Below are 22,901 nucleotides of genomic sequence, written 5' to 3'. Positions count from 1 at the left end.
CGATGACCGTCGAGGCTTCCGTCACCATCCCGGGGGAGACCTTCTCCCGCGTGGCGCTCACCGCCGGTGCCGTCGAGCTGCTGGACAAGCTGTGGCTCATCCACGGGCCGCTGATGTTCCACCAGTCCGGCGGGTGCTGCGACGGCTCATCGCCCATGTGCTATCCGGCAGGAGAGTTCATCACCGCCGAGGCGGACGTCCTGCTGGGTGTTCTCGACATCACATCGGGCAGCGCGGGCAGGGCCGGCCCCGAGGAGGACGGCGCCCCCCGGCTGATCGACTTCTGGATGTCGAGGGAGCAGTTCGAGTACTGGCGCCACACGCACCTGACGGTCGACGTCGTTCCGGGGAGGGGAAGCGGCTTCTCCGTCGAGGCACCCGAAGGGAAGAGGTTCCTCATCCGTTCACGCCTGATGCAGTAGCCGGCCTCGCGGGGAAGGGCCTGGCGGACACGGTGTCCACCGGGCCCTTCCTGTGTAGCCGATCAGGCGACCGATCAGATCGTCACGCGGGTGTTGTCCCGGTGGCGGGCCTCCACCACGAGCGCGGACAGGGACGGCATGGCCTGCAGCATCAGTGGCTCAACTCCGTCTCGTGGGGGATGTGGCCGAGCGGTTCGATCTGGAAGGTGCAGTGATCGATACCCACCTCGAAGTGCTGGCCCACGCACTCCTGCAGCTGGTCGAGGACGGCGTGGGCGGAGCCGTCCCGGTAGCAGGCATCGTCCACCACGATGTGTGCTGTGAGGACCGGCAGGCCCGTGGCGATCTGGGTGATGTGGAGATCGTGCACATCACGCACCTGGGGAAGACGGGCCATGTGCGCGCGGACGTCCTCGAGGTCGATACCCGCCGGGGTCGATTCGAGCAGGACATCGATCGTCTCGCGCAGGAGGGTGAGCGTCCGCGGGATGATCAATACGCCGATGAGCATCGCCACGACGGCGTCCGCCCGCATCCAGCCCGTGAGGGTGATCACCACGGCGGCCACGATCACGGCCACCGACCCCAGGGCGTCGTTGAGGACCTCGAGGAAAGCGGCCCGCAGATTGAAGTTCGCGGCGCGATGCCGCGTGAGGATCGCGAGCGCCGCAAGATTGCCGGCGAGCCCGACGACGCCGAAGATGATCAGCTGCGGTGCCGCGACGTCCTCCGGATCGATGAGCCGGCGTACGCCCTCGACCAGCACGTAGGCGCCCACCGCCAGCAGGAACGCCGCCTGCAGGAGGGCCGCGATCACCTCGGCGCGCCGGAAGCCCCAGGAGCGTCGGGGTGTGGTCGGGCGGGTTGCCAGCGTTGCTGCCCCGAGGGCCATGGCGAGGCCCGCAGCGTCGGTCAGGACATGGACGGAGTCGAAGAGGAGGGCAAGGCTTCCGGTCCAGACCGCTCCGATCACCTGCAGGACGAAGACGCCGAGGGTGATGCCGAGAGCGGCGGCCAGCGGTCCCCGCGGGGCCGACGTCGGACTGGTGTGGTGGTGCGAACCCATGTACCGAGAGTACAGCGGTGCGTGAACAGCGAACGTGGAGCAGTGCCCGCTGGTACGGTGAGGGTCCGCGGCCACCGGGCGGGCGGCACGTCCGCACGCTGCACGGTACCGATGACGGCAGGAGAGCTCATGGCTTCGGATGACGGCTCGGACGCGCGGGAGGGTGGCTGGAGCGCCCCGCAGGACGACGTCGCGAGCAAATTGAGCGATTTCGCCCGCTCCCTGCAGCGGGAGGACTCGGAGGCCGCCGTCCTCGACCGCCTGGTCCGGGCGGCCATCGACCTGGTGCCCGGGGCGGACGAAGCCTCGATCACGCTCGTGACAGCGAGGCGCAGGGTCGCGTCGAGAGCGCCGTCGAGCGAACTCGCGCGGCTCGTCGACGAACTTCAGGAGCGCACGGGGGAGGGACCCTGCCTCAGCGCGGTGTACGACGAACGGACGGTCAGGGTACCGGACCTGCGGACGGAGGGGCGCTGGCCCGAGTTCTCGTCCAGGGCCGCCGATGCCGGTGCCGGGAGCATGCTCTCCTTCCAGCTCTTCGTCGAGGGCGACAACCTCGGCGCCCTCAACCTCATCGGCTGCGCACCAAACGCCTTCACGGCGGAGTCCGAGTACGTGGGAGCGCTCGTGGCCTCGCATGCCGCCGTGGCCTTCGCGGACGCGCAGAAGCTGCACCAGTTCGAGGATGCCATTGCCACCCGTGACCTGATCGGCCAGGCGAAGGGAATCCTGATGGAGCGGTACGGCATCACGTCCGGTCAGGCATTCCTCATGCTGGTGCGGGTATCCACCGACACGAACACGAAGCTCCTCGCCGTGGCCGACGAACTGGCGAACACCGGGAGCCTCCCCGAGCGGCGCCGGAAGCGCGGCCCGGCCGTCAGCGGTTGACGCTCGACATGTCCTCGTAGCGGTCCCCGACCGGCGCCGCCACGGCATCGAGGGCCGCCAGCTGATCCGACGTCAGGCTGAGCGCGTCGGCAGCGACGTTCTCCTCGAGGTAGCGCACCTGCTTCGTCCCGGGGATGGGTGAGACGTCGTCGCCCTGGGCGAGGAGCCAGGCGAGCGCCACCTGGCCGGCGGTCGCGCCGACCTGCCGGGCGACCTCGTCCACCTGCTCGACGATCCGGATGTTGGCCTGGAGGTTCTCACCCGCGAAGCGGGGGTTGTTGCGCCGGAAGTCGGATTCGTCGAGCTGGTCGACGGAGCGGATGCTACCCGTCAGGAAGCCGCGACCCAGCGGCGAGTACGGGACGAAACCGATGCCGAGCTCCCGGACGAGGGGGAGGATCTCACGTTCCGGGTCCCTGCTCCAGAGGGAGTACTCGGTCTGCAGCGCCGTCACCTGATGGACCGCGTTCGCTCGACGGATCGTGTCGGGTGCGGCTTCGGACAGGCCGATGTGCCGGATCTTGCCCTCCTGCACGAGACCGGCGAGGGCGCCCATGGTGTCCTCGACCGGAACCGAGGGATCCATCCGGTGCTGGTAGTAGAGATCGATGTAGTCGGTGCCCAGCCGTCGAAGGGAGCCCTCGACCGAGAGCCGCACGTTCTCCGGGCTGCCGTCGAGCCCCATGGCGTCACCGGCTGTGTGCCGGATGGTCCCGAACTTCGTCGCGATGACGACGTCGTCGCGCCGGCCCCTGAGGGCACGGCCGAGCAGCTCCTCATTGGTGTAGGGGCCGTACATCTCCGCGGTGTCGAAGAAGGTGACACCGAGCTCGAGCGCTCGGTGCAGCGTCGTCGTCGCACCGGCATCGTCCTGGCCGCTCCCGGTGTAGAACGCCGACATGCCCATGCAGCCGAGCCCGAGGCGCGAGACGTCGAGGCCGGAACCGAGGGTGATGGTCTTCATGGGGCCGCCTTGGGGAGTCGAGGGGTGGGGTGTGATTCTTCGGCCAGCCTACGCCGATCGGGCGCGCGAGAGCGGCGACTGCAGCACCAGATTGCACGGCGTGCAACTATTCGCCTAGGCTTGGCTCGTGCTGAGTACGACGGAGAGCGCGGAGCCTGTGGGTCGCCGCGAACAGAACAAGATCGACACGCGGCGGGCCATCGCCGACGCCGCCTTCGACCTCGCACGCTCGGAGGGGCCCGGCGCCTTCACGGCCGAGCAGATCGCCGCCCGGGCAGGCGTCTCCCGCCGCACCTTCTTCAACTACTTCCACAGTGCCGAGGACGCCCTGGCCGTCCGGATCGACGGCTTCCTCGAACTGGCGTTGGGGGTCTTCGGGCGTCTGCCCCAGGACGAGCCGCTCTTCGACTCGATCATCCGAGCCTTCAGCGAGACCACGCGCATGGAGGGGCTCTCTCAGCACGGGGAGCTCTTCCGCATGGCGAACTCCGACCCGGATCTGCTGCGCGCCCAGCTGCACTCCTGGGAACGCGCGGAGGTGCTGATCGCCGAGGCCCTCAGGCGCCGCCTCGGCCCTGCCACGCACGATCTCTACCTGACCGCGCTGGTGGGCTCCGTCCTCTCCTGTACCAAGGCCGCGATGCGCGACTGGGCTGCCACCACGGCAGAGGACGCCACGGATTCCGGGGAGCAGCTCGAAGCGCGCATCCTCGCTGCGCTGACCATGCTGCGTGACGGGTTCTCGGGCCCTGTCGCCGTCCCGCTCGCAGATGGCACCGCGGGTGCGGGCGATGGTGCCGGCAGCCAGCCCGCCGAGGCCGCAGTCCCACCGCCCCACCGGCTCGCCTGAGCCGTACCCGTCCACGTCCGCACCACCTCTTCTCCCCCGAGGACCTCTTCATGGCATTTCTGCTCTATCGGCTCGGCTCATTCGCGTTCCGCAGGCGCTGGTGGGTGATCTCCGCCTGGCTCGCGATCATGCTCGCCGTGGGCGGCGCCGCGGTCGCTTTCTCCGGCACGCTCACCAACAACTTCACCATCCCCGGGACGGAGTCGCAGCGCATCTCCGACAGGCTGAGGGACGAGCTGCCCGAGGCCGTCGGCGGCACGGGCACGGTGGTCTTCGCGACCGACGACGGCTCGGCCTTCTCCACCGAGCAGCGCGATGACGTCCAGTCGGCGCTCGCGGAGATCGCAGACCTCGACGGCATCCGCGGCGTCGTCGATCCCTTCGATGTCGCCGATCAGGTGGCTGCCGGCACCGAGGAGCTCGAGGCGGGCCGTGCGGAGCTCGAGGCCAGCGACGAGCAGCTGACCGCAGGGGAGCAGCAACTCACGCAGGGACAGGCGGACCTCGACGCGCAGCGCCGGCAGTTCGACCAGGCCCGCGACCAGCTCCCGCCGCAGCGGGCGACCGCGACCGAGCGGCGGCTCACCGAGGGCCAGGCCCAGCTCGACGCCAGTCGCACCGAGCTCGAGGCGGGCCGGGAGCAGCTCGAGTCCGGTCGCACGGAGCTCGATCTGGCACAACGGCAGCTGGAGGCGACCTCCGGCGTGAGCCTCCTCTCCGAGGACGGCTCGACGGGCGTTGCCAGCGTGCAGTTCGAACAGCAGATCAACGGGGTCTCACCCGAACTGCGTGAAGCCGTGCAGGAAACCGCAGCCGAGGCCGAGAGCTCGGGGATCACCGTCGACTACAGCAAGGAGATCGTCGAGGACGTCTCCGGCATCGTCGGCGCCACGGAGGCCGTGGGCCTCGCCGTCGCCGCCGTCGTCCTGATCCTGATGCTCGGCACCCTCATCGCCGCAGGGCTCCCGTTGCTCATGGCCGTCATCGGTGTCGGGGTAGGCGTGGGCCTCACCTTCGCGCTGTCCGGCATCATCGAGATGAACAGCATCTCGCCCGTCCTCGCCCTCATGCTCGGCCTGGCCGTCGGGATCGACTACTCGCTGTTCATCGTCAACCGGCACAGGACACAGCTGCTGCATGGCATGGAGCTGCAGGAGTCGATCGCCCGGGCCACCGGTACGGCGGGAAATGCGGTGCTCTTCGCCGGTATCACCGTGATCGTGGCCCTCGCCGCGCTCGCCGTCCCGGGGCTGCCCTTCCTCACGGTCATGGGTCTCTCGGCGGCCGGGACGGTCGCCGTGTCCGTCCTCGTGGCGCTCACCCTGACGCCGGCGCTGCTGGCGCTCATGGGCCGTCGCGTCGTCTCCAAGCGCCGCTGGGCCCGGGCAGCCGGGCCCCGTCACTCCGCTGCCGCGCCCGTCGCCGCCGACGGCGGTACCTCGCTGGCGGACGAGCGCGCCGCGATGGGCGCGGGCTGGGGTGGACTCGTCACCCGGAAGCCCGTGCTGACGGTCCTCGCCGGCGTGGTGCTGCTCGGCGTGATCGCCGTCCCCGCCGCCCAGTTGCGCGTCGGGCTGCCCGACGGCGGCACGGAGCCGGCGGACTCCACGGCGTTCCAGGCCTACAGCACCATCGGGGACAGGTTCGGTGCCGGCACCAACGGTCCCCTGATCGTGGTGGGCTCCCTCCCTGAGACCGCGGACGAGGCGGAGCAGACCGCCCTGCGGCTCGACGTCAACGACCTCCTCCTCGAGGTTCCCGACGTCGCGGCCTCGGTCCCGGCGGCGGTCAGCGAGGACGGGCGCACCGCGATCTTCCAGGTCATCCCGGAGGAGGGACCGGCCAGCGAGACCACGGAGAGCCTCGTACGCGACCTGAGGGCTTCCACCGACCGCTTCGAGGAGGAGACCGGCGTCGCGATCGCCGTGACCGGCCAGACCGCCGCGAACATCGACGTCTCCGCCAAGCTCATGGAGGCACTGCCGGTCTACCTCGGCATCGTCGTCGGGCTGTCGCTGATCCTGCTGCTGCTCGTGTTCCGATCCATTCTCGTCCCGATCATCGCGACGGCCGGGTTCCTGCTCTCGCTGCTCGCCAGTTTCGGGGCGACGGTCGCGATCTACCAGTGGGGCTGGCTCGGGGACGTCTTCGGCGTCACGAATCCCGGGCCCATCCTGAGCTTCCTGCCGATCATCCTCATCGGCGTGCTTTTCGGCCTCGCGATGGACTACCAGATGTTCCTCGTGTCGGGGATGCGGGAGGCCTTCGTGCACGGGGACGATCCGAAGGCCGCGGTGCGGATCGGCTTCAGTCACGGTGCCCGGGTGGTGACCGCGGCGGCCATCATCATGGTGTCCGTGTTCGCCGGCTTCGTCTTCTCGCACCTGGCGATGGTCCGGCCCATCGGCTTCGGCCTGGCGTTCGGCGTGCTGCTGGACGCGTTCGTGGTGCGCATGACCCTGGTCCCTGCCGCCATGTACCTGCTCGGGAAGCACGCCTGGTGGCTACCCGGCTGGCTGCAGCGCATCCTTCCCGATGTGGACGTCGAAGGCGCGAAGCTGCTCGGCAGGGAGGGCGGGACGCAAGACTAGCCGCTGTGGCCGGCCTCGGGGCCGGGGGTCGACGGCGGGAGCATCAGGGCGCGGGTCGGGCAGCCAGCCAGTCCCCGGCGTCGTCCTCGTGGTCGAAGTACGCGACGGGGAACGGTGGAAGGTACACCTCCAGGTACAGCTCGATCAGAGCCTCGTCGAGCACGGACGGTCCGATCAGAGCGACGGCCGAGAGCGGAGCCTTGCGCGCGAAGAACGCCAGTGCGTCCTGACTGAGCGACTCCATCCCGTTGAGGAACATCATCAGGTGCACGCGGCGGCCCGGGAGTGCTTCCCGGATGGCTGCCGTCAGTACTTCGCCGTCGCAGTCCCGCAGCACGATCCGGGGTTGCCACCGGACGCGCAGCAGGTGCGCGTCGTCGACCGTCACCGAGAAGCGCGCGTGAGCTGTCGCCATCCTGCCCCCATTCCTGGTTCGTCAGTCTAGTGGGGAGCGGGGGCCATGCCTATGGCTGGAGGGTCCGGGCCCGGCCGTCCGGGGTGCTGATCGTCTCCGCCAGGATCCCGGACAGCCACTCGCGGGCCTCCGCCGGATCGGTGAAGTACCTGGTCCGGCTGCGCGACTGAGCGATGAACGCCGCGAGGACCCGATCAACCGGGTCGGAACCGGTGAGCGCGATCGGCGCCCGGTGCCGGTACGCGAGGAGCATCTGACGCGCAGGTGGCGTGATGTGATGGATCAGGTCGAGGTGGATCAGGACGGGTCTGACGAGCCACCCCGAGGTGTGTGTGATGGTGTTCCCGAGGACGTCGAGTTCAGGGGGACCGATCACGATGCCCGGGCGCCAGAGGATCTCGACGATGCGGTCGTCGTCGGTGATCGCGAAGTCCTGCAGGATGGCGCCTCCCTCATCAGCACCTACCAGCGCAGGCGTTCCGAGGTGAAGTCTCCCATCATCTGGTCCGCGGGTGTTGAACCACGCCGTCGCGCTCCTGCTCCGACGCCCACACCTCGAGCTCCGCGAGCAGCAGGGAGCGCCGGGCGTCGTCGAGGAACGCCGACCGGAGGGAGTTCCCCGCGACGATCGCGAGCTCCGCGGCACCCCACCCGAAGGTCTCCCCGACTGCCATGAGGTTGTCGTCGAGATAACCCCCGAAGTAGGCGGGGTCGTCGGAGTTCACCGACACGTTCAGCCCGCGGGCGAGCATTACCGGGAGGGGATGAGCGGGGAGGTCGTCGACAGCGCCGAGCCGGACGTTGGAGAGCGGGCACACGGTGAGCGGCACGCGGTCCGCGACGAGCCGCTCCACGAGGGCCTCGTCCTCGAGGCATCGGATACCATGGTCGATCCGTTCCGCGCGGAGAACGTCGAGCGCCTCCCGGATGTACGACGGCGGGCCTTCCTCGCCGGCGTGGGCAACACACCTGAGCCCTGCCGAACGGGCGACGTCGTACACCTCTGCGAAGAGGGACGGCGGGTAGCCGACCTCCGCCGAGTCGAGGCCGATGCCGACGATCGGTGCCTTCATGTCGAGGAGGTCCCGCAGGACGTCGAGTGCCTCCGCTGCAGGGCGGTCGCGCAGGAAGGCCGCGATGAGGAGAGTGCTGACGCCGAACTCGGCCTCGCTCGTGGCCAGGACGGAGGACACACCGTTCACGCAGGTGGCGAGGGGGATGCCACGGATGAGATGTGCCTGCGGGTCCATCATGATCTCGGCGTGGCGCACCCCGGCGGCCGCGGCCCTGCGCAGATAGGCGCGCGTCATGTCCGCGAAGTCCGCCTCGGTGCGCAGGACGTCCATGGTGGCGTAGTACAGGTCGAGGAAGGACTGCAGGTCGGTGAAGGCATAGCGGGCCGCGAGGTCCGCGGCATCCGCGTAGGGGAGGGTGATGCGGTTGCGGGCGGCGAGCTCGAACACGAGGTCGGGTTCGAGCGTGCCCTCGATGTGGAGATGGAGTTCGGCGCACGGCGGGAAGGACTGCATCGCCCCAGCCTACGAGGCGGGGAGGGGCATCGGGCCCGTCGCGGTCCCATGGAACGTCCGGACGGGCATCCGCGTCATCGTGCGGCCGGTTGTACTGCGTTCCAGCTCGCCAGGAGCGGGAGGGTGCGCGCGGTAGGGGAGTCAGGTTGCGCGGTGTAGATGATCAGGACCTGCTCGGTGGTCCGGGGCGGGAGGACGGTCTCGATGTCAAAGGACAGCTCGCCGGCCACCGGATGCAGGATGCGTTTCGGCGCCGACGCGTAGTCCTGGACACCATGGTCCGCCCACCATCGCGCAGCGTCGGGATCCCCGGTCCGGAGTTCGTCGATCAGCGCCACCAACTGCACGTCCTCCGGATGGCGGCCGAGCTCGCCGCGCAGCGCCGACATGCAGGTAGCGGCGAAGTGCTCCCAGTTGATGATCCGCTCACGTGCCAGGGGGTCGAAGAACATGAACCGGACCAGCGATGACGACGGCGGCAGGTCCCGGAGGACTGCGGTCAGGAGGGTGTTCGTCGCGAGGATCTCGCCGCGGCGCCCGAGGATCAGGGCGGGCAGGTGGTCGAGCGCGGTCATCAGCCGCAGCAGCCCCGCATCGGGCTGCTGCACGGCGGTAGGGTGCGCTCGCCGTGCAATTGTCGGGTCCGCCAGGACGAACAGGTGCGCGCGTTCCACCTCGTCGAGCCGGAGCGCCCGCGCCAGCGCGTCGAGCACGCTGCGGGAGACGTTCGCCTGCCGACCCTGCTCGAGCCTGCTGTAGTAGTCGGCGCTCACTCCCGCAAGGACGGCCAGTTCCTCCTTGCGGAGGCCGGGGACCCGCCGGGGACCGGGGAAGGGCTGCATGCCGGCGGCAGTCGGGGTCAGGCCGTCACGACGCGCGCGGAGGAAGGCGCCGAGCTGGGACCGGTCTGCAGGCATGATGCCACTCTAGGCCGTGGTGGCGGGCCCAGCGTGGTCCTGCCATGCCCCGGTTGGACGTGCTCTGGTGCCTGCTGCGTGTACCGGCCTAGAACTGGAGCATGACATCCATCGCTTCACCTTCACCAGCACTTTCCCCTGCCGCCCATGCCCCCCTCGGCGGCCGGACCGCCCTCGTCACCGGAGCCACCAGCGGTATCGGCGCGGCCATCGCCCGGACGCTCGCGGCGGCAGGCGCCACTGTCCTGGTCACCGGCCGCAGCGAGGCGCGTGGCCGGGAACTGGTGCAGGAGATCGACGATGACGGCGGCAGCGCACGCTTCCTCGCCGTCGACCTCGGAGGCTCCTATGCCGGCCTGCGCGCCTTCGTTGCTGAAGCGACCGCCCTGCTCGGGGGCCGGATCGACATCCTCGTCAACAACGCCGGCATCTACCCGGCTCCCACCACACCCGACCTCGCGGACGCCGACCTCGACGCGATGCTCGCCGTCAACGTCCGCGCCCCGCATGTCCTGGCGGCGGAGATCCTCCCGGCGATGGCGCAGCGCGGCAGCGGTGTGGTGGTCAACGTGGGGTCCTGGATGGCCTCGGTCGGCAACCCGTTCGCCGCCATGTACACGGCGACCAAGGCTGCCGTCGAGCAACTGACACGGTCCTGGTCCGCGGAGTTCGGCCCACGGGGAGTGCGGGTGAACACGATGTCCCCGGGAGCGACACTCACGCCGGGCAACGAGGCCGCGCGCGCGGTGCTGGACGCCATGACGGCAGGGACTCCGGCCGGTGTCGTCGTGCGCCCGGCCGACATCGCCGACGGCGTGCTCTTCCTGGCCTCGGACGCCGCCCGGATGGTGCACGGGAGTATCCTCGCGGTCGACGGCGGTATCTCCTCGACGCGCGGAGCATGAGGAACAGCCCGCACACCACGACGACAGTCAGGACCCTCACGATGAACACGTTCGACTCCCCCTTCACAGCTGCGAGTACCGCTCTCGAGGTGGTGGAAGGCATCGACCTGACCGGCCGCACCGCAGTCGTCACGGGCGCCGCATCGGGGATAGGCATCGAGACCGCGCGGGCGCTGGCCCACGCCGGCGCCGACGTGACGATCGCGGTCCGCGATCTCGACGCCGGCCGTCGCGTCGCCGACGACATCGCCCGATCCAGCGGCGGCGCCGTCGTGCAGGTGCGTCCGCTGGACCTCGCGGACATCGCCGCCGTCGACCGCTTCACGACCGAATGGACCGGGCCCCTGCACCTCCTGGTCAACAACGCGGGCATCATGATGACGCCCGAACTGCACACGCCCCTCGGGTGGGAACTCCAGTTCGCAACGAACCACCTGGGTCACGCCGCGCTCGCGATCGGCCTGCACGGTGCCCTTGCGGAGGCGGACGGGGCGCGGATCATCTCCGTGAGCTCCAGCGGTCACGGGATGTCCGACATCGTGTACGAGGACCTCTTCTTCCGGCAACGGCCCTACGACGCCGGCCACGCCTACGGGCAGTCCAAGACCGCGAACGTCCTCCTCGCCGTCGGAGCGACGCGCCGCTGGGAGGCGGACGGCATCACCGCGAACGCCGTCATGCCGGGCGGCATCTGGACGAACCTGCAGCGCCACTGGGATCCGGAGGTCCTTGCAGCGACGAAGGCGCGCGCGGCCGCCGCCGGGATGAGCGCCAAGACCCCGCAACAGGGCGCTGCGACATCCGTCTTCGCAGCGACCTCGCCGCTGCTCGACGGCGTCGGCGGGCTCTATCTCGAGGACTGCCGGGAGGCGGAGGTCGTGCCCGCGATCATCGACGGCGTCTCGGGCGTGCGCCCGTACGCGCTCGATCCGCAGAACGCGGACCGACTGTGGGAGGTGACCGTCGACCTGCTGGGGGAGGCGCGCCGCTGAGTTGTTTTGCCGTCCCGCCGGCGCCGGCATCCGGATGCCGACGCGGGGTGGAAGGACGAAGGAGGGCGGACCCATGCGGGCCCGCCCTCCTTCAGGTGATGCGGTGGTGCGGTGCGCCTAGTAGAGCGCGGCCTCGGACTCGGTGGCCGGTGTGACGCCGTGGCCGAGGTTGGCAGCCAGCTTCGCGCCGAGTTCGGTATCGACGTGCGTCCAGTACTGGATGGCGCGGGCGCGAATGTCGTCGCTCTGCACTCCGCCCACGGCCCCGGTGATGGTCTCGAGGAAGCGGGCGCGCTGCGCGTCGTCGAAGACATCACGGTAGAGCGTCCCGGCCTGGCTGAAGTCGTCATCCTCGGCATGCAGCGAGTGCGCGGCGTACACGAGGTCGCCGTCGTTCTCCCAGCCACCGTGCGCGCCGTACTGGGCCGGGTCCGCTGCCGGTCCGCCCACGGAGTTCGGGGCGTACACGGGGGTGGAGGAGGAGTTGAAGTGGTAGCGCGCGGCGCCGTCCTTCGAGTAGTTGCGCACCTCGTTCTTCGGCATGTTGACGGGCAGCTGTGCGTGGTTGGTACCCACGCGGTAGCGGTGCGCGTCCGCGTAGGAGAAGATGCGGGCCTGCAGCATGCGGTCCGGGCTGGCGGCGATACCGGGCACGAAATTCGACGGTGCGAACGTGGCCTGCTCGATCTGCGCGAAGTAGTTCTCCGGGTTCCGGTTCAGGGTGAGCTTGCCGACCGGGATCAGCGGGTAGTCGGCCTGGGGCCAGACCTTCGTGAGGTCGAACGGGTTGAACCGGTAGTTCTTCGCGTCGTCGTAGGGCATGATCTGGACCTTAAGGTCCCAGCTCGGGTGGTTGCCCTTCGCGATGTTCTCGGAGAGATCGCGCAGGTGGTGGTCGGCGTCCGAGCCGGCGAGAGCCTCGGCCTCGTCCACCGTCAGGACCTCGTGTCCCTGGTTGGACTTGAAATGGTACTTGACCCAGAACTTCTCGTCGGACTCGTTGATCCACATGTAGGTGTGCGAGCCGTAGCCGTTCATGGTGCGCCAGGAGTTCGGCAGGCCGCGATCACCCATGAGCCAGGTCACCTGGTGGGCGGACTCGGGGCTCAGCGTCCAGAAGTCCCACTGCATGTCGGCGTCACGCAGGTTGGTGCCGGGAAGCCGCTTCTGCGAGTGGATGAAATCCGGGAACTTGATGCCGTCGCGGATGAAGAACACCGGCGTGTTGTTGCCGACGAGGTCGTAGTTCCCCTCGGAGGTGTAGAACTTGAGCGCGAAGCCGCGGGGGTCGCGCCATGTGTCGGGGGAGCCCTGCTCGCCGGCCACGGACGAGAAGCGCAGGAGCGTCTCCGTGGTGGTGCCCTGCTGGAACAGCGCCGCCCGCGTGTACATGCTGACGTCCTCGGTGGTCTCGAAGACACCGAAGGCTCCGCCACCCTTGGCGTGGACCACGCGCTCGGGGACACGCTCGCGGTTGAACTGCGCGAGCTTCTCGATCAGGTAGTGGTCGGTCAGCGGGATGGCGCCGTCGCGGCCGAGGACGGACGAGTTGCTGTCATCGATGACGGGGGCGCCGGATTGTGTCGTGCTGAAGTTGGCGGACATGGTGCTCCTATTCCTGTGGTGTGGCTGGTTGGTGGCTGGGGACTGCCGCGCGGCAGTCGTCGCAGAGGCCCTGGTAGACGACCTCCGCGATCTGGATGGTCATGCGGCGGGCGCCGGGTGACCATTCGGGCGTGAGGCAGGGTGCGTGGCCCACGGCGCAGTCGACATCCTCGATCCGCCCGCAACCGGTGCAGACCGCGTGGTGGTGGTTGTCGCCGACGCGCGTCTCGTAGCGTGCAGGGGAGTGGGGTGTCTCGACGCGGCGCAGCAGGCCGAGGTCCGTCAGATCCGCGAGGACCACGTAGACCGACTGCACGGTGATCTGCGGGAGGCCGGCGCGCACGGCGGCTGCGGCGTCGTCCGCGGTGGCGTGCGGGAGACGATCGATGGCGGCGAGGACGGCGAGTCGCTGACGGGTCACACGCCGGCCGGCCGCGTGCAGGGCAGCTGACCACTGGGCTTCGTGGCCCTCGTGCGTCGCTGCTGGTTGCATCATGGTCTCAGTCAACCAGTAATTCTGATCAACTCATAATAAGGCGGGGCTAAGTTGCGCCCCGAGCGGCGTCGGGGATGGGTACCGTTGGCAGGGTGAATCTCATCAAGCGCGGCTGGGCCTGGGCGCTGGACTATGCATACGTCGGGTTCTGGCAGGTCCACGCGCTGCTCGTCCGGGCCGATCCCGCTGCCTATCTGGTCCCTCCCGAGGGAGCCCCCGGCGGCAAGGCGCCCGTGCTGCTGATTCCCGGCATCTACGAGACCTGGCAGTTCATGCGCCCCGTCGCCGAGCACCTGCACCGCGCGGGCCACCCCGTCCACGTGGTGCAGAAGCTCGGGTACAACCGGGGAACCGTCGAGGCCATGGCCCAGCTCGCCGCCGGCTACCTCGAGGAGCACGATCTCACGGGCGTCGTCATCGTGGCGCACAGCAAGGGCGGGCTGATCGGCAAGTTCCTCATGACCATGTCCAGCGCCGGTGGGCGCGTGAGCCGGCTGGTGGCCATCAACACACCGTTCTCCGGCTCCATCTACGCGAGCTTCTTCATCCTTCCCAGCATTCGGGCGTTCTCGCCGCAGAACCCCACGCTGCGCACACTGCGGGACAACCGGGCACTCAACGGACGCATCACGTCCATCTACGGCCGCTTTGATCCGCACATCCCCGCTGGCAGCTTCGTGGACGGTGCCCGCAACATCCAACTCGACACGATGGGTCATTTCCGCCCCATCGCCGACGCCCGCGTGCTGCAGGAGGTCGACCGCGCCATCGCGGCGGGGGAGCAGTGACGGCGAGGGCGTCCACCCGGCGCGGCAGCATCGGTGGGGTGCGGCAGCGGGTGCTCGCCGGCGTCGCCCTCCTCTGCCTCGGGGGTGCGGCCTCCACGGCCGTCTCGTGGCCCTACGGCTTCCTCGGGTTCGTTTCCTGCCCGACGGCCTGACCGGCACCACGGGGTCCGCGATCATCTGCGAGCCCGTCAGCGGCGCCTGCCGGCCGGTGCGCGCGGTCAGCGCTCCTCCGACGGCCTGCGACGTCGTCGAGAGCCTCGAGGCGGGGCTGGCCGCCACACCCCAGCGGGTGGCAAGCCGTCTCGTCCTGCCCGCGGGCCAGAGCGCCTTCGTCGCCACGGCGTCCAACGAGAGGATGGTCGCCGTCGGCATCCAGTACGAGGGCGGGCTGCTCGCCGTCTGTGGGCCCCTCGACTGGCCCTACTCGGACGGGAACGGTGCCCGGACACAGCACATCGAACCCGACGACGCCGAGGCGTTGGGCGTCGGCGAGAGCCTTGCGTACCGGATCCTGGCCACGGTGCGGCTGGAGCTCGCAGGCGTGCGCCGGTCGGATGGAACAGTGGTGCCCGCGGCGTCCTAGGACAATGGTTGCTGACGCGAACCACTGCGCGACTAGACTTTCCCCGTGCCCAGACTCCTCGCCGATATCACCCCGCTGAAGGAGTCCCCGGCATTCCGCAGGCTCTACATCGGGACGGCGCTCTCGGCCATCGGAACCCAGCTCACCATCGTGGCCGTGAGCCTGCAGATCTACGCGCTCACCCAGTCGACCCTCAGTGTGGGCCTGCTCAGCCTCTTCGCGCTCGTGCCGCTGGTGGTCGCCGGCCTGTGCGGGGGTGCCATCGCGGATGCCCAGGACCGTCGCAAGGTGGCCCTGTACTCCGGCTTCGCGCTGTGGGCCACCACCATGGCCATCGCTGCGCAGGCCTGGATCGGCCTGGACAGTGTGGGGCTGCTCTACCTCCTGATCGCCGTCCAGTCGGGCGCCGCCGGGATCAACCAGCCCACGCGCAGCTCCATCATCCCGCGCCTCGTCCGGCCGGAGCTGCTGCCCGCCGCCAACGCGCTCAGCATGATCACGTTCGGGCTGGCGTTCACCGTGGGCCCGCTGCTCGCCGGAGTCCTCGTGGCGCAGGTGGGGTACGCCTGGACGTACACGGTCGACGTCGTCACCTTCACGTTCGCGTTGTGGGCCCTGTACCGCCTGCCCCCGCTGCCGCCCGAGGGTCCGCAGCGACGCGCCGGTCTCGCGACGGTGCTCGAGGGTTTCCGTTTCCTCGGCACACGGCCCAACATCCGCATGACCTTCATCCTCGATCTGATCGCCATGATCACGGCCCAGCCGCGCGCGCTGCTGCCCGCCGTCGGCGCGGTCCTCATCGGCGGGGGAGAGCTGACCGTCGGCCTCCTGCTCGCTTCCGGGGCTTTCGGCTCCGTCCTGGCAGGTCTCTTCTCCGGCCCGCTCGGCCGCATCCACCGGCACGGAAAGGCCGTCATCTGGTCGATCGTCGGCTGGGGCGCCTCGGTGTGCGGCTTCGGGCTTGTGGTCGTGATGGCCAGTTCGTCCACCCTGCCCACACCGGGTGAGGGCGAGCTGTCAGCGTGGGTGTGGGCAGCCGCTGCCTGCCTGGTGCTCGCCGGTATCGCGGACTCCGTCAGCAGCGTCTTCCGCAACACCATCCTGCAATCGGCCACCCCGGACGCCATGCGGGGGCGGCTCCAGGGCGTGTTCATCGTCGTCGTCGCCGGGGGGCCGCGCCTCGGGGACATGGTGGCCGGCGGCCAGGCCACCTGGCTCGGTGAGGGCTGGACCGCCGTCGTGGGCGGCGCCGCCTGCATCGTCCTGGTGCTCGCCGTGGCCCGGTGGCAGCCGCGGTTCGCGCAGTACGATTCGCGCAGCCCCGAGCCCTGACCGCGCTGTCCCTCCCAGCGTCGCCGCAGGGTGACGGCCTACGATGAGTGGGACAGGCGGCTTCCGTCCTCCGTTCTCCTGATCGGGCGGGAAGCCCCGGGACCACAAGGAGTCAGACGTGCACAACCACTTCAACGGTGCCAAGACGGCGTTGTTGTTCGGCGCCCTCATGGGCATCTTCCTCGTTTTCGGAGCGGTCATCGCCGGGGCCACGGGCAGCTCCATGTTCATCTGGCTGTTCGCCCTGATCGGCGTCGGTTCGATCGCCTACAGCTACTGGAACAGCGATAAGATCGCCATTCGCAGCATGCGCGCCGTGGAGGTCACGGAGCAGCAGCAGCCGGCCATGTACCGGATCGTCCGTGAGCTCAGCACGCGCGCCGGCAAGCCCATGCCCCGGCTGTACGTCTCGCCGACCGCCGCGCCCAATGCCTTCGCCACGGGCCGCAACCCCGAGAACTCGGCGGTGTGCTGCACCGAGGGAATCCTCCGCCTGCTCGACGAGCGGGAGCTGCGGGGAGTCCTCGGGCACGAGCTGATGCACGTCTACAACCGCGACATCCTCACCGGGTCCATCGCGGCAGCCGTCGCCGGCGTGATCACGTCGGTGGCCCAGATGTTCGCCTTCACCGGCCTGATGGGCGGCAACCGCAATCAGGGCGGCAACGCGATCGGCGCACTGCTGCTCGCCGTCCTGGCGCCGCTCGCTGCCGGACTCATCCAGACGGCGATCGGCCGCACCCGCGAGTTCGACGCCGACGAGGACGGCGCCATCCTCACCGACGACCCGCTGGCGCTCGCGTCGGCGCTCCGCAAGCTGGCCACCGGTACCCAACGTGCGCCGCTCCCGCAGGACCAGCGCCTCGTCAACACCTCGCACCTCATGATCGCCAATCCGTTCAAGGGCGGTGGTGTGGCGAAGATGTTCGCGACGCATCCGCCGATGGACCAGCGCATCGCCCGCCTCGAGGGGATGGCCGGGCGCCGACTGCGCTGACGCTCGACGCCGGCTACGACGACGGCGGCCCATCTCCTCGCAGGAGGTGGGCCGCCGTCGTCCGTGCTGTTGTCGGTACGCTGATCGGGTCAGCGCATGTTCACGAACTGGAGATCGGCTTCGTCGAAACCGCGCAGGAGCGTCATGGTCTCCTGGAGGTCGTCACGTGACTTCGAGCTCACACGCAGCTCGTCGCCCTGGATCTGGGACTTGACGCCCTTGGGACCCTCGTCACGGATGAGCTTGTTGATCTTCTTCGCGATGTCCTGGGCAATTCCCTCCTTGATTGAGGTCTCCAGCCGGAACTCCTTGCCGGAGGGGTAGGGCTCTCCGGTGTCGAGGGACTTGAGGGAGATGCCGCGCTTGATCATCTTGGACTGCAGGACGTCGAGAACGGCCATGACGCGCTCCTCGGAGTTCGCCTTCATCAGGATCTTCTCGCCGCTGAAGTCCACCTCCGCGCCGACCCCCTTGAAGTCGTACCGCTGCGCGAGCTCCTTCTGCGCCTGGTTGAGCGCGTTGGCGACCTCCTGCTTGTCCACTTTGCTGACGACGTCGAATGTGGATTCGCTTGCCACGATGCCTCCTAGGGATGGTTGGGTTTCCTGGCATCAAGACTATCCTCAACGCCTCCTCGCGGACGTCCGGCCGTTCACAGGGAGTTGACAGTCCTCCCCGGGCCCGTGCACACACCCGGGGAGCAGGGTGGAACCGTCAGCCGGTCCACCCGTCGGGAACACGAGGAGCGCGCATCATGTCCGAGACCGATCAACCCAGCCACCCCGTTCGGCTCCGGAGGGCCGTGGCCGGGACGTTCCTGGCAGCTGCGACCGCTACCTCCGCTCTGGGCTTCGCGGCGGCTCCTGCTCAGGCCGCCCCACCGGTCCTCGCGGCGTCGGCCACAGACTACGACGCCGGCGACGTCCTCCTCGAACGCGATGCGGCGTCGACGCCAGTTATCCGGTCGGCCGTGGCGACCGCGTCGGGGGCGCCGTCCTCGACCGAGCGGCTCGCAGGGGTGCGCGCCGAACTGGACCAGGCCGTCCTGCTGCGGATGGTGACGTCGCAGCAGGCGGACGGCTTCTACGCCCAGATCGAACGGCGGGTCGCGGCAGGTCTCTAGCGTCGCCGATTCGTCAGCGGGGAGGTTTGTCTGTAAAGTTGTCTTGCCCGCGCTTGCTGCGGGTGGTCTTCTTGAGAAGACGTTCGGCAGATTACCCGAGCGGCCAAAGGGGGCTGACTGTAAATCAGCTGGCAACGCCTACGGGGGTTCGAATCCCTCATCTGCCACAGCAAGGAAAGGCCGGTACTTCCGCTAGAAACAGGGGAAGTACCGGCCTTTCGCTTTGCCCGGATCAGGCGAGCGGCAACCTTTTGGCAACACCCGCAGCAGAGACAGCGTGATCTAGGGCGTCCGCAACGGCGTCCAGGTCCGCGTCGAAGAGGTCCGCGTAGATGTCCAGCGTCATGGCCGCCGAGCTGTGCCCGAGCATCCTCTGCACCGCCTTAACGTTCGCCCCGGCCGACACCGCGAAGCTCGCAGCACTATGGCGGAGGTCATGCGGCGTGATCCGTGGAATCCCCGCCCGCTTCACAGCACCCGAGAACCAGCCGCCCCGATCCTCTTGCACCCGAGTGGACCGCAGGTAGCCGCCGTCCTCGCCGGGAAACACCAGGTCATCACGGCCCTTACCCTCGCACTGCCTCGCCAATGGCTCCGCGAGGAAGCGAGGAAAGGGCACCGTCCGCCGCTTATGGTTCTTCGGGGTGCCGACTTCTACGCGGCCTCCGACCTCGACGGCGTTCTCTTCGACACGGATTCGCCGTTTCAGCATGTCAAGGTGTCTGACGCGCAGCCCGACAGCTTCGCCCCACCGCAGCCCGCAGTAGGCCAGCGTGAGGACCAGCGTCTCGTGCTTGGACTCCTCGGCCAGTAGGTGCACTTGCGCGTGCGACAGGTACACGTGCGCCTTTTTGCCCTTGCGGGGGAGCACCACGCCGCGCGCGGGATTCGACAGGACCCGCCGATCGTCCACGGCCCCGTCGAGGATCGCCGCGAGGATGCCATAGGCGCGGATGACGACAGTTGCCGACTTCGGCTTGCGCGGCGGCATGGCCTCTTCCTCGCCGGTGGTCAGGCCCGACACCCATTGCTGTACTGCCGTCTTCCGAATCTCAGAGACAGGCGTGCCGCCCCATTCCGGCAGCACATGGTTACGCCACGCCGCCTCGACGGGCCGGTAAGAGGACGGCTTCAAGTGCGACTGCCGGCGCAGCCAATCGGGGCCGAGCTGGCCGATCGTGACGCGAGCCGCGCCGGCGTCTATGAACTCGCCACGAGCTTTCGAGACCTCGACCGATGCGAGGAACAGCTCCGCGTCCCGTTTCGTCCGGAAGCCCCGCTTGCTCGTCTGCTTCCGCTCCGGTGTCCGGTAGATGACCCGATATCGTCGGCCGCCCTTCGTGTCATAAGGCTCAACTGTCGCCATCAGCAGCTCTCCGCAGTTCATCTAAGAGAGCCCGCGTCACCTGGCCACGCTTCTGCGCACTCGCGTCGGTACCTGAACGCTTATCCCGCTCCGTTGAGAGGTTGTGCCCCCACAGAGCGGCAGATCTCCGGAACATCTCCTCTTTGGTCAGCCCTAGCTTCCGCGCGGCCCGTTCGTCACCGAGACCGAACCGCTCCCACTCGAACGCGTCCCTCAACGCATGGACGCTGCCAGGGAGCGCTTCCGCAGCTTCGCCAACGGCACTCAACGTGCGATCCCAGAACCGCACGGATTTCCCCTTCAGGACGCCCTGCAGTTCCCCGCCAGGCGCTGTCAGCTTCTCGTTGACCTCTATCTGCCCGTCGATGTCTACCAGGTTGGCTAACCGGAGCTCCTGTCCCGTGGCTCGTCCGAGCGCAAGGCAGAGCGCTAACAGCATGGGCAGGGTCGGACTGAGTTTCCCCCGCTCCAAATCGCCCACGCGCGCTGTGGACCACTTGAGCCCGACCTTCCGTGCCTCGGCGGCAAGCGAATCCATCGTTACCGCGTTGTCGATGCGAATCTTTCGAGCACTTTGCCCGACAGCGAGGGCAAGGGTAATGGGTTCAGACATGAAGGAAGAGTATCCGGAAAACAGGATACTTGACAAGCCTTGAAATACTGTGATTCGCTTCGACCAAGTAACCGAATAAACGGTTACTTGAAAACGAAGGGAATCACATCGTGGAGGACAGGATCTACACCCCCGCAGAACTCGGCTCGAAGCTCAACAAGACTCCCGCATCGCTCGCACAGTGGCGGTACATGGGAATGGGCCCGAAGTTCGTCAAGATCGGGCGCGCAGTCCGGTACCGCGAATCTGACATCAACGCATGGCTTGACGGGCAGACCCGCCAGCGGACTGGAGACACGCAGGTGTCCGCGTGAACGCCAGCAGTTGCCCCGCTGCCGGCCCCGCAATGAATATGTACACCCATGACTGCATAGCCGCCGCCCAGGCTCCCTTAGACGACGGCGGCGGGAACAGTGACTAACCCAGAGGGAATCAGGCACCTAAAGAGCGTCGGTCGGTTCGATTGGGAGCGTATCTTCGAGCGCGTCCCCACCGGTCCACTCGGCATCAAACCGACAACTAAGTACGTGGGATGGGTCCTCGCCCGATATTCGACGGCAGAGACGGGCGGACAGATCCACCCAGGACGTGAACGGCTCGCGACTGTGATCGGGAAAAGCGTGCGGACAATCGACGGCGCGCTGGACGAGCTGTGCGACGTCGGGCTCCTCGAACTAGTGAGGAAAGGCGGGCGCGGCGCAGGTGGCCGGGGCTTCGCGACAGAGTATCGGCTCACGCTTCCGAGCGACCTATCCGACCGTATGACACTCCTTGACCTGCACAGCGACGATCTTCCTTCGATTGATCACTCGCAACCCACTGCGAGTGATGACCGCGGGGCGAATGCTGATCAGTCGCAGTCCACTGCGAGTGATCAATCTGATCACTCGCAGCTTTCAACTCCATCACTCGCAGTTTTAGGCTCGACCACTCGCAGTGGGCTGCACCCCACCAATCACTTACACCAATCAATTTTCACCAACCAGGAGCCCGTCTCCCCACCAAATCGAAACGTCAGCCGCGCATCGGCTGATAAACGGGAGGGGGAGGAAGCTCTGATCCTCAAAGACCTCGCCGGGGCCGGCCTCGACGACGATGAGGCGAATTCTGTCCTGTCGCATGCACTGGACGACAGCACGACGACGACGACACCTCGCCGGAGACTCCAGCTGCCCGCGTACCTCGCGCACTGCCGGGACGCCGTCAAAGCGCAGCGCCGGTCCGTGTTCGAGGCGGGGGCGAAGTGCGAGGACCATCCGACTGAAGCGGCGGCGAACTGCCGGTCCTGTCAGGCAGATCGCAAGGTAGGGGAACGGGATCTCCGGTACGTCGGCAAGCACCAGCCTCAATGCTCAGTCTGCCTCGCACCCCTTGTGGGGTACCCGACGGGCGCGAGAACTTGCAACGGCTGCGCTGAGGTGAAGTCGGCATGAGCGAGCCACTATTCCGGACATCGAACGAGCGCGACCCCACTGACCTCGGGCTCTCACCCTGGAAGCCGGCCCCTGCTCCGCACCGCTGCGAGGGCGGGTGGCTGGGAGAGGACGAAGCCGGCCAACCCATCCCCTGTCTCACTTGCAAGCCCCACCTGCGAAAGACACCCGCCGGGTGGACTGTCAGCCGCCGTGCCCCACACACCTGCCACACCCCCACGGAGGGACACCCATGACCACCAGCACCCCCACCACGGGCACAACGGGCAGGCCGACCGCTCCGCCACGTCTCAGCCCTCGAAAGGCTCGCGACCTGGAGACTCTGCACGCTGCCATCACCGTCGCCACCGACCCCGTGCCGTGCCAGTCCTCAGACCATCCCCTCGCCTGGATCTCGGATGATCCAGACGAGGCAGCAGCGGCCGCGCGTGCTTGCCGAAGTTGTTCAGTTCTTGAAGCGTGCGGCTCCTATCAGCGCACCCATAGAGAGCCAGCGGGCGTCTGGGGTGGGAAGACTCCGAGCCAGAGACAACGACCGAAACGCACACGAGAGGTGAACCCACGATGAACCTCCCAAGCTCTGCCTCTGGGAACGGGAAACGGCCAGACCGTCAGCAGCCCCACGGCGCCCGCTGGCGGTCCGACGAGCCCCCCGCCGGCCGAGCACCCGCAGACGGCACGGCAACGCCGGAGAAACGCGCACCGCGGCTGGAACCGGCCGCGCCTGACCAGGGAGGGGGAGTCAAAATCAATGAGCGCCGACGCCTTCCGTTCCGTGACGCTACGGAGGCAGCTGCTTGCACAGTTTGGGGACCGCCCCTGGAACTCGCACGAAACGGCGACTCCCCCACGATGCGACGGGTCTGCGCGTATCCGCCCTGTGCCGCGTCGCTAGATGTACTGCCCAGGGACGTTGGTTGATGTGTGAGGACGCGTCGTAGGTTCTGGACGCGAGGAGGACCTCCGATCGAGAGTGGAGCTGTCTAGGTTCCGGTTTTCGATCAGGAGGTCCTCGTGTCTCAC

At 68.3% G+C, this 22,901-nt stretch carries 25 protein-coding genes and 1 tRNA gene; 15 read left to right on the top strand and 11 right to left on the bottom strand.

Annotation, left to right across the window (positions count from 1 at the left end; translation table 11 throughout):
• The first annotated feature begins 2 nt into the window (after window positions 1–2).
• The gene (locus FJV46_RS07040; RefSeq protein ID WP_087028120.1) at window positions 3–422 is read left to right on the top strand and encodes a DUF779 domain-containing protein; all 420 of its coding nucleotides are present in this window, start codon (window positions 3–5) and stop codon (window positions 420–422) included.
• 151 nt (window positions 423–573) lie between these two features.
• On the opposite strand, the gene FJV46_RS07035 is transcribed toward FJV46_RS07040, so the two are convergent.
• Window positions 574–1,488 (bottom strand): cation diffusion facilitator family transporter, encoded by a 915-nt coding sequence (locus tag FJV46_RS07035; protein WP_087028118.1) that lies wholly within the window; start codon window positions 1,486–1,488, stop codon window positions 574–576.
• Between the two features lie 129 nt (window positions 1,489–1,617).
• Between FJV46_RS07035 and FJV46_RS07030 the strand changes: the two genes are divergently transcribed.
• Entirely contained in the window at window positions 1,618–2,379 is a 762-nt protein-coding gene (locus FJV46_RS07030) for a GAF and ANTAR domain-containing protein (RefSeq protein ID WP_087028117.1), read from the top strand.
• On the opposite strand, the gene FJV46_RS07025 is transcribed toward FJV46_RS07030, so the two are convergent.
• Window positions 2,369–3,343, bottom strand: a complete 975-nt coding sequence (locus tag FJV46_RS07025; protein WP_087028115.1) for an aldo/keto reductase — start codon at window positions 3,341–3,343, stop codon at window positions 2,369–2,371. The genes FJV46_RS07030 and FJV46_RS07025 overlap by 11 nt on opposite strands.
• A 127-nt stretch (window positions 3,344–3,470) precedes the next feature.
• Between FJV46_RS07025 and FJV46_RS07020 the strand changes: the two genes are divergently transcribed.
• Both FJV46_RS07020 and FJV46_RS07015 read left to right on the top strand, forming a co-directional pair.
• Entirely contained in the window at window positions 3,471–4,193 is a 723-nt protein-coding gene (locus tag FJV46_RS07020) for a TetR/AcrR family transcriptional regulator (RefSeq protein WP_087028114.1), read from the top strand.
• A gap of 50 nt (window positions 4,194–4,243) precedes the next feature.
• Window positions 4,244–6,784, top strand: coding sequence for an MMPL family transporter (locus tag FJV46_RS07015; RefSeq protein ID WP_087028112.1), 2,541 nt, complete (start codon window positions 4,244–4,246; stop codon window positions 6,782–6,784).
• Window positions 6,785–6,827: 43 nt separating this feature from the next.
• Here FJV46_RS07015 and FJV46_RS07010 read toward each other — a convergent pair whose 3' ends face one another.
• The 4 genes from FJV46_RS07010 to FJV46_RS06995 all read right to left on the bottom strand — a co-directional run bounded on the left by FJV46_RS07010 (window position 6,828) and on the right by FJV46_RS06995 (window position 9,645).
• Window positions 6,828–7,199 carry a DUF7793 family protein gene (locus FJV46_RS07010; protein ID WP_087028111.1) on the bottom strand — a complete coding sequence of 124 codons (372 nt, stop codon included), beginning with the start codon at window positions 7,197–7,199 and terminating at the stop codon, window positions 6,828–6,830.
• A 49-nt stretch (window positions 7,200–7,248) separates the two neighbouring features.
• Window positions 7,249–7,575 carry a hypothetical protein gene (locus FJV46_RS07005; RefSeq protein ID WP_087028109.1) on the bottom strand — a complete coding sequence of 109 codons (327 nt, stop codon included), beginning with the start codon at window positions 7,573–7,575 and terminating at the stop codon, window positions 7,249–7,251.
• A gap of 121 nt (window positions 7,576–7,696) precedes the next feature.
• Window positions 7,697–8,728 (bottom strand): adenosine deaminase, encoded by a 1,032-nt coding sequence (locus tag FJV46_RS07000; protein ID WP_087028108.1) that lies wholly within the window; start codon window positions 8,726–8,728, stop codon window positions 7,697–7,699.
• A 74-nt stretch (window positions 8,729–8,802) separates the two neighbouring features.
• Window positions 8,803–9,645, bottom strand: a complete 843-nt coding sequence (locus tag FJV46_RS06995) for a helix-turn-helix transcriptional regulator (RefSeq protein ID WP_087028106.1) — start codon at window positions 9,643–9,645, stop codon at window positions 8,803–8,805.
• 101 nt (window positions 9,646–9,746) lie between these two features.
• Here FJV46_RS06995 and FJV46_RS06990 point away from each other — a divergent pair, with 101 nt between their 5' ends.
• Window positions 9,747–10,550, top strand: coding sequence for an SDR family NAD(P)-dependent oxidoreductase (locus tag FJV46_RS06990; protein ID WP_087028105.1), 804 nt, complete (start codon window positions 9,747–9,749; stop codon window positions 10,548–10,550).
• A complete protein-coding gene (locus FJV46_RS06985) occupies window positions 10,547–11,542 on the top strand; it encodes an SDR family NAD(P)-dependent oxidoreductase (protein ID WP_232008473.1) in 996 nt (331 codons plus the stop codon). The genes FJV46_RS06990 and FJV46_RS06985 overlap by 4 nt, the downstream gene beginning before the upstream one ends.
• A gap of 117 nt (window positions 11,543–11,659) precedes the next feature.
• Here FJV46_RS06985 and FJV46_RS06980 read toward each other — a convergent pair whose 3' ends face one another.
• Together FJV46_RS06980 and FJV46_RS06975 are read right to left on the bottom strand one after the other, a co-directional pair.
• The gene (locus FJV46_RS06980; protein WP_087028102.1) at window positions 11,660–13,147 is read right to left on the bottom strand and encodes a catalase; all 1,488 of its coding nucleotides are present in this window, start codon (window positions 13,145–13,147) and stop codon (window positions 11,660–11,662) included.
• Between the two features lie 7 nt (window positions 13,148–13,154).
• Window positions 13,155–13,643, bottom strand: coding sequence for a Fur family transcriptional regulator (locus FJV46_RS06975; protein ID WP_087028101.1), 489 nt, complete (start codon window positions 13,641–13,643; stop codon window positions 13,155–13,157).
• A gap of 92 nt (window positions 13,644–13,735) precedes the next feature.
• Between FJV46_RS06975 and FJV46_RS06970 the strand changes: the two genes are divergently transcribed.
• The 4 genes from FJV46_RS06970 to htpX all read left to right on the top strand — a co-directional run bounded on the left by FJV46_RS06970 (window position 13,736) and on the right by htpX (window position 17,343).
• Complete coding sequence (locus tag FJV46_RS06970; protein ID WP_087028099.1) at window positions 13,736–14,431, top strand: esterase/lipase family protein; 696 nt, start codon at window positions 13,736–13,738, stop codon at window positions 14,429–14,431.
• A 106-nt stretch (window positions 14,432–14,537) separates the two neighbouring features.
• Complete coding sequence (locus FJV46_RS06965) at window positions 14,538–15,014, top strand: hypothetical protein (protein ID WP_126130635.1); 477 nt, start codon at window positions 14,538–14,540, stop codon at window positions 15,012–15,014.
• 45 nt (window positions 15,015–15,059) lie between these two features.
• Complete coding sequence (locus FJV46_RS06960) at window positions 15,060–16,346, top strand: MFS transporter (protein WP_087028097.1); 1,287 nt, start codon at window positions 15,060–15,062, stop codon at window positions 16,344–16,346.
• 118 nt (window positions 16,347–16,464) lie between these two features.
• On the top strand, window positions 16,465–17,343 hold the full coding sequence (htpX, locus tag FJV46_RS06955; protein ID WP_087028095.1) for a zinc metalloprotease HtpX: 879 nt from the start codon (window positions 16,465–16,467) through the stop codon (window positions 17,341–17,343).
• Window positions 17,344–17,432: 89 nt separating this feature from the next.
• On the opposite strand, the gene FJV46_RS06950 is transcribed toward htpX, so the two are convergent.
• Window positions 17,433–17,921, bottom strand: coding sequence for a YajQ family cyclic di-GMP-binding protein (locus FJV46_RS06950; protein WP_087028094.1), 489 nt, complete (start codon window positions 17,919–17,921; stop codon window positions 17,433–17,435).
• Between the two features lie 176 nt (window positions 17,922–18,097).
• Between FJV46_RS06950 and FJV46_RS06945 the strand changes: the two genes are divergently transcribed.
• Together FJV46_RS06945 and FJV46_RS06940 are read left to right on the top strand one after the other, a co-directional pair.
• A complete protein-coding gene (locus tag FJV46_RS06945; RefSeq protein ID WP_087028092.1) occupies window positions 18,098–18,466 on the top strand; it encodes a hypothetical protein in 369 nt (122 codons plus the stop codon).
• A gap of 85 nt (window positions 18,467–18,551) precedes the next feature.
• Window positions 18,552–18,633: transfer RNA gene (locus FJV46_RS06940), tRNA-Tyr, on the top strand.
• A 65-nt stretch (window positions 18,634–18,698) separates the two neighbouring features.
• On the opposite strand, the gene FJV46_RS06935 is transcribed toward FJV46_RS06940, so the two are convergent.
• Both FJV46_RS06935 and FJV46_RS06930 read right to left on the bottom strand, forming a co-directional pair.
• Window positions 18,699–19,832 (bottom strand): site-specific integrase, encoded by a 1,134-nt coding sequence (locus FJV46_RS06935; RefSeq protein WP_087028091.1) that lies wholly within the window; start codon window positions 19,830–19,832, stop codon window positions 18,699–18,701.
• Window positions 19,819–20,445, bottom strand: a complete 627-nt coding sequence (locus FJV46_RS06930) for a hypothetical protein (protein WP_104150517.1) — start codon at window positions 20,443–20,445, stop codon at window positions 19,819–19,821. Before FJV46_RS06930 ends, FJV46_RS06935 begins: the two co-directional genes overlap by 14 nt.
• Before the next feature lie 110 nt (window positions 20,446–20,555).
• Between FJV46_RS06930 and FJV46_RS06925 the strand changes: the two genes are divergently transcribed.
• From FJV46_RS06925 to FJV46_RS15765, 3 genes are all read left to right on the top strand, one after another.
• Window positions 20,556–20,759: a helix-turn-helix transcriptional regulator gene (locus FJV46_RS06925; RefSeq protein WP_179195207.1), complete on the top strand. Its 204-nt coding sequence runs from the start codon at window positions 20,556–20,558 to the stop codon at window positions 20,757–20,759.
• A 99-nt stretch (window positions 20,760–20,858) separates the two neighbouring features.
• A complete protein-coding gene (locus FJV46_RS15770) occupies window positions 20,859–21,878 on the top strand; it encodes a helix-turn-helix domain-containing protein (RefSeq protein ID WP_369126897.1) in 1,020 nt (339 codons plus the stop codon).
• A 232-nt stretch (window positions 21,879–22,110) separates the two neighbouring features.
• Entirely contained in the window at window positions 22,111–22,446 is a 336-nt protein-coding gene (locus FJV46_RS15765) for a WhiB family transcriptional regulator (protein ID WP_087028085.1), read from the top strand.
• The last annotated feature ends 455 nt before the right edge of the window (window positions 22,447–22,901 follow it).

Source organism: Arthrobacter agilis, assembly GCF_006494655.1.
Taxonomy (GTDB): Bacteria; Actinomycetota; Actinomycetes; order Actinomycetales; family Micrococcaceae; genus Arthrobacter_D; species Arthrobacter_D agilis.
Note: the sequence above shows the minus strand (reverse complement) of the source record. Positions and strands in the feature narration are given on the sequence as shown.